The organism is Streptomyces sp. NPDC053673 (assembly GCF_055585225.1).
Genome location: NZ_JBVJKN010000011.1, coordinates 221,598 through 227,597 on the forward strand (window position 1 = coordinate 221,598; position 6,000 = coordinate 227,597).

Here is a 6,000-nt window from a genome sequence, read left to right on the forward strand (position 1 = left end):
AGACCCCGACGTCCCTTCGGTGTTGGTCACCGTGCTCTCCGATGCGGGCGCGTTCGAACCTTTGCACACATCAGGAGATCCGATCAAGGGTTTTCATGATCCCCAACACCCCTGCCCACGTGGGCCGGTATCACCTCAGCCCATTGCTGACCGCACCGACTTCACGAACGTCTGCACGAATCCTTCACGGGTCTCCGCGTCGACCAGATCCAGCGACAGATACGGATTCAGATCCTCCAGCTCGACCAGCAGCAGCCGCCCGTACTCGTCCCGGCACGCATCCACCCGCTGGATCCCGTACTCCAGTCCGTTCCACTCGACGAAGGCCCGCGCGAAGTCCAGATCCGCCGCGCTCGCGTCGTACCGCTCCAGCTCCCAGCGGCGCTCGGGCCGGGGCGCGTGGAGCGCGTACTGGAAGGCGCGGTCGATGAAGTAGAACGACACCTCGTAGCGGAACCGCACCCGCGGCTGTACGAGGATCTCGCCGAACTCCACCCCGGCCAGCTCGTCCCGGCTCACGAAGACGAGTCCCTCCGAATCCGCCCCGAGCACGGGCTTGACGACGTACTCGTCGGTGTCCGGCAGCCGTCCGCGATCCGCCTCCCGGTCGACGGTCGGGATCACCGGGTACCCGGCCGCGGACAGGGCCGGCAGATAGCCCTTGCCGGCCATGTCTCCCTTGCCGGTCAGCGGGTTGTAGACCCGCACGCCCTCCGCGAGCGCCCGCTCCCGGAACGCGTCGTACGCGTCCTGGTAGTGCATGACGGGCCCGCTGTTGCGGACGACGACCAGGTCGAACGCGCCCATGAGCGTCTCGGCGTCCCGTGGATGGCACAGGGCGAGCGGGACGTGCTCGCGCAGCCGCGAGGCCAGCTGGATGTCCTCGTCGCAGTACCGCCGCCCGCGCGCCTGATAGGCCAGGTCGGTCACATACAGGACCCGACCCCTGCTCTTCGCCACGTCCATGCCTGCTCCCGCCGATCGAACGCCTGATCACCCGATCATCTCTCAGGGTCCGAGCGGGGTGTGCCGTACCGACCTCCTGACGTGTGCGCCACGACCGACGTCACGTGCGAGCCCGCTCCGTGATCGCCGGGGCCCTGAACGTCCACCGACTCGGCCGCCGGTCCCGGCGGCCGAGTCGGTGGCGCGGGTCAGGTTCCCCGGGGACCGGTCAGCTCGTCGGAGCCGATTACGTCCTCGCCGTAGAGGTCCTTCAGCCAGTTGGTCTGGTAGATGGTGTCGAGGTAGCGCTCGCCGAGGTCCGGCGCGATGGCCACCGCGGTGGGTTCACGCTCGTCGTGCTGGTCCAGCCAGCGCATCGCGCCGCTGACCACCGTGCCGGTGGATCCGCCGAACACGAAGCCGCGTCTGGCCAGACGGTGGCAGGCACGGATGGTGTCCGCCTCCTCGACGCGTATCACCTCGTCCACGTAGGACTCGTCGAGCAGCGGCGGACGGATGCTCATGCCGAGGCCGGGAATCATGCGACGGCCCGGCGCACCGCCGAAGCTCACCGAGCCGACGCTGTCAATGGCGATGATCCGCACTGGCCGGTGCCACTCGCGGAAGAACCGCGCGCAGCCCATCAGGGTGCCGGTGGTGCCGGCCCCGACGAACAGCACGTCCAGACCCGGGAACTGGCGGGCTATCTCCGGCGCGGTCTTGCGGTAGTGGGCCCTCCAGTTGCCCGGATTGGTGTACTGACTGAGCCACACGTACCGGTCGTCGGAGGCGCACAGCGCGCGGATGTAGTCGAGTCGTGCGCCGAGGAAACTGCTGTTGGCCGCGTGCCCGGCTATGACGTGCACCTGGCTGCCCAATGCCTCCATCATCAACCTGGTCGACAGGTTGCAGCGGGAGTCCGTCACGCACAGGAACCGGTAACCCTTGCTCGCCGCGATCATGCTCAGCGCCACGCCCAGGTTTCCGGACGAGGACTCGACCAGGATCGAGTTCGGAGTCAGGACTCCGTCCCGCTCGGCGCTCTCCACCATCTCGATCGCGGCCTTCAGCTTGATCGAGCCGGCAAAGTTGAAGCCCTCGCACTTCAGGAAGAGCGAATGCCCGAAGATCGACCGGAGGTCGATGTAGAGCTGCTCTTCATTGAAGGCGTAGGGAACGGAAATTACTGGCACGATGGCCTCCTCATCTGCTGCAGGGCCTTTTCGGAACTCCATCTGGTCGTTGGCGGATTTCCCGCTCTTTCGCGCGGGACCTCGGGTCCAACCGGGCCGGACGGCGAGCCCTGCGTCAGTGGCCGCGGTTTCGTGCGCGCGTACCTGCGGCAACTTGACCGGTGATCTCTCCTGGGATCAGTCCTGTGTGAACCTCCTTGTCCGTCGGTCGGAAATGCTCGGCCGACCGTGTTCGCGGCCGCTCATCCGTACCGGCGCAGTTCGTGGAAGAAGTCCTCGATGACGTGCAACTCTCCCGCCCGGGCAACTTCGTCGTAGACGTACTTGCCTACCGCGAGGTCGAGCACTCCGAGGCCGAAGGGCGAGAAGACCAGTGGCCGGTCCGCCGGAGGTGTCACCCGCCCGGCGATCACGTCGTCCAGCGTGCCGTGCAGGAAGTTCCGGTTTCCCGTGAGCTGCTCGGCCAGGTGGGGCGAGGTGTCGGCCTTCAGACAGTGGTCGATGTCGTCGACGATGTTGGCCGAGGCGAGCACGATCTCCGGCGCGAGGTCGCGCAGCGACACGTGCAGCACCAGCGGATTGTGCGCGAACCACGACAGATCGCTGACATGCGGTTTCCCGGCGACGGTGGCGAAGACGACCAGGTCGCTGAAGCGGATCAGCTCCTCGGCGCTGTCGTGCACGCTGATCCGGCCGGCTGTGCCCGACTGCTCCAGATAGCAGCGGAAGCCGGCCGCGCTGTCGGCGGACACGTCGTGGACGCCGATCTCGTCGAACGACCAGCCGGTGCCCGCCAGGAAGGTGTGGATGTAGCGGGCGATCAGACCCGCCCCGAAGAATCCGACGCGCGTCGGGCGATGCCGGCTGCGGCTGAGCCAGTCCGCCGCCAGTGCCGCGGAAGCGGCCGTCCTGGTGGCGCTGATGATGGAGCTTTCCAGGCAGGCGAACGGGTAGCCGGTGTCGTGGTCGTTGAGGATCAGCACGGCCGAGGCCCTGGGGATTCCGGACGCCACGTTCTGCGGGAAGCTGGAGATCCATTTGAGGCCGTCCACCCGCACCTGCCCGCCGATCGAGGCTGGCAGCGCGATGATCCGGGAGGACGCACGGTCGGGGAAGCGCAGGAAATACGACGGAGGGTTGACCGATCGACCGGCGCCGTGCAGCCGGTAGGTCGCCTCGACCAGTTCCACGATCTGTTTCTCGCGCCCTTGCAGCACCTGCTGGACCTGGGCACCGGAGATCACCGCGAACGGTGGCACGGTGAGCGGTTCGGACATTGCTGACTCCAGTGTGGATTCCAGCGCCGCGGATTCCAGTGCGGATTCCAACGCGGACTCTGTTGCGGACTCGATTGCCGTGAAACGCATGGTGGTCACCCCACAGTCACCTGGACGGTCGGCGAACAGTCGGCCAGGCGCACCGCGTCGGCCATCGCGACGAGGACCTCGCGCGGTCCCTCGTAGGGCTCCCTGCTGTGCGCGGTGCTCACGTTGTCGACCAGCATCAGGTCGCCGGCCTGCCACGGCTCGCGTGCGGTGTGGGCGTCGTAGACCTCGTTGAGCAGCTGTACGACGTTCTCGCCGATCGGGTCGCCGTTGCCGAAGCGGGTGTTGAACGGCAGCCCGTCGGCGCCGTAGACGTCCACCAGGTACTCGCGGACCTCGGGGGCCATCGTCCACTCGTTGAGGAACGCGACCTGGTTGAACCAGCAGCGCCGCCCGGAGACCGGGTGCCGCACCACGGCGCTGCGGCGCTGGCGGGTCCGCAGTCCACCGTCGGGCTGCCACTCGAACTCGATGGCATTGGCGCGACAGTAGTTCTCGACGGCGCCACGGTCCTCGGTGCCGAAAGCCTCGGCGTAGGACGCCCCGATCTCGTCGTTGTAGCTGCGGGCGAGCAGCCAGCCCTCCCGCTCGAACCGCTCGACCAGCTCGGACGGCAGCGCCTCCAGCACGGTCGGCGCATCGGCCACCGCGGTCGCCCCGCCCTCGGTGGGCGCGCTGAGGCAGGCGAACATCATCAGACCGGGGAACTCGAGCGTGTAGCTCAGCTCGTGGTGCATGCACATCGGCTGGTTCTGGGGCCACTTCGACGAGGAGTACACCCCGTCGGAGTAGGTCTCGCGGGGCGCGAACGCCTCCTTCTCGGCCATCAGACCGGTGGCCAGCCGCTGAAACACGGCACCGGTCTCGGCCGCGTCGCGCAGCCCGAGGCCGCGGACCAGGACCGAACCGTGCTCGGCGACGACGGCGCGCAGCGCGTCCCGCTGCTCTGCCGCCCAGCTCGTCGCCTCGCCGGTGGCCTCGACCCGCAGCATCGCGGGTTTGCCTGGTTGCGAGTCCACATCGAGCAGTGACGCCGGGGATGAGGACGACATCTCGTTGTTCCTTTCGGTTCGCGGCTCAGGAGGAAGCCGGCAATTCGGCGGTACGCAGCACGGCTTGTGCTGTCTCGTTCGGACGGGTACGCAAGAAGTAGTGGCCGCCGTCGGGGAGTTCGTACAGATCTACGTGGTCGGCCAGCAGCTGCCAGTCGTGGTGCCGGCGTGGGAACTCCGCCGTGTACGGGTCGTCGGCGGCGACGACCACGGTGACCGGCGCGGACAGTTTCACCGTCGGCGGATCGTCCAGGGCGTCGGCGAGATAGCGGTGTGCGGACACGCAGTCGTGCCGGTACGCGGCGCCGACATGCTCGGCGTGCCGCGCGTCCAGCTCACCGAGCTCGGTGTAGCCGCGGTCCGTGCTCAGCCCCGCCGCGATCTCGGCGTCGCTCCGTCCGGTCAGCTCGGTGATGGCGGCCCGCCGTTCGGTGGCGTCACCGAGCAGCTGCGCGCCGAGGAACACCCGCTGGACGTGCACCCCGCGCTCCTGCAGTCTCCTGGCCGTCTCCACGGCGAACGCGGTGCCCGAGGAGTGGCCCCACAGCAGGACCCTGGTCAGGCCACGGCCCGTGATCTCGGCGACGACCTGCTCGACCACCTGCGCCATCGGCGCGAACGGCTCGCACTCGGCGGCTCCGGCGGCCATGTCGTGACCGGGCAGCTCGACGGCGTACACGGCGGGCCCGGCAGGCGCGAGCGCCCTGGCCATCGGCCGGAAGTTCACCGCGTTGCCGCCGGCGTACGGGAAGCAGATCAGGGCAGCGGCCCGCTCGCCGTCCGGCTCCGACAGCGGCTGGAGCAGCCCGGTCGAAGCTGCCTGGTGGGGGCTCTCCGGGCCGTTACCGTCGAGGAGGCCGGCGAGGTCGGCGAGGTGGGGGTGGCGGGTGACGTCCTTGAGGGAGACCTGGCGGTCCAGGGCGACGGCGAGTTTCACCGCGGACAGGGACGTGCCGCCGCGGTCGAAGAAGTGGTCGCGGCGTCCGATCCGGTCCTCGGGGATGCCGAGGACGGTTGCCCAGGCGGCGGCCAGGCGCTTTTCGGCCGGGGTGACGGGCGCATCGTCTGCGGGGGTGTCGTCGGTGGTCGCGAGTTCTGCGGCGAGCACCGTCAGCTTCTTCTTGTCGATCTTGCTGTTGTAGGTCAGCGGCAGGGCCTGCTGCCAGTGGAAGGCGGAGGGCACCATGTAGGCGGGCAGGGAGGCGGCGAGCTGCTGGTGCAGGGCGGAGGGTTCCAGCGGGCGGGGGGCGGCGTAGAAGGCGATGAGCTGCTTGCCGGCGGGGGAGTCCGCGACCACGACGGCCGCGTCGCGGACGCCGGGTACCCGCAGCAGGGTGTTCTCGATCTCGCCGATCTCGATCCTGAAGCCGCGGATCTTGACCTGGGTGTCGCGGCGGCCGAGGAACTCCAGCTTCCCCGACGGGTGCCAGCGGCCCCTATCACCACTGCGGTAGAGCCGCTGATGCGGGCGGTGCGGGTCGGCCA

The 6,000-nt window shown here is 68.7% G+C and carries 5 protein-coding genes; all 5 read right to left on the bottom strand.

Going from position 1 to position 6,000, the window contains the following annotated elements:
• Positions 1-135: 135 nt before the first annotated feature.
• A complete protein-coding gene (locus tag ACZ6ZQ_RS18675; protein WP_469769586.1) occupies positions 136-966 on the bottom strand; it encodes an ATP-grasp domain-containing protein in 831 nt (276 codons plus the stop codon).
• A gap of 188 nt (positions 967-1,154) precedes the next feature.
• Entirely contained in the window at positions 1,155-2,138 is a 984-nt protein-coding gene (gene sbnA / locus ACZ6ZQ_RS18680; RefSeq protein ID WP_469769587.1) for a 2,3-diaminopropionate biosynthesis protein SbnA, read from the bottom strand.
• Between the two features lie 242 nt (positions 2,139-2,380).
• Positions 2,381-3,415 (bottom strand): 2,3-diaminopropionate biosynthesis protein SbnB, encoded by a 1,035-nt coding sequence (gene sbnB / locus ACZ6ZQ_RS18685; RefSeq protein WP_469769598.1) that lies wholly within the window; start codon positions 3,413-3,415, stop codon positions 2,381-2,383.
• Between the two features lie 95 nt (positions 3,416-3,510).
• Positions 3,511-4,515 (bottom strand): TauD/TfdA family dioxygenase, encoded by a 1,005-nt coding sequence (locus ACZ6ZQ_RS18690; protein ID WP_469769588.1) that lies wholly within the window; start codon positions 4,513-4,515, stop codon positions 3,511-3,513.
• A gap of 25 nt (positions 4,516-4,540) precedes the next feature.
• On the bottom strand, positions 4,541-6,000 hold a 1,460-nt coding region (locus ACZ6ZQ_RS18695), incomplete at its 5' end, for a thioesterase II family protein (protein ID WP_469769589.1).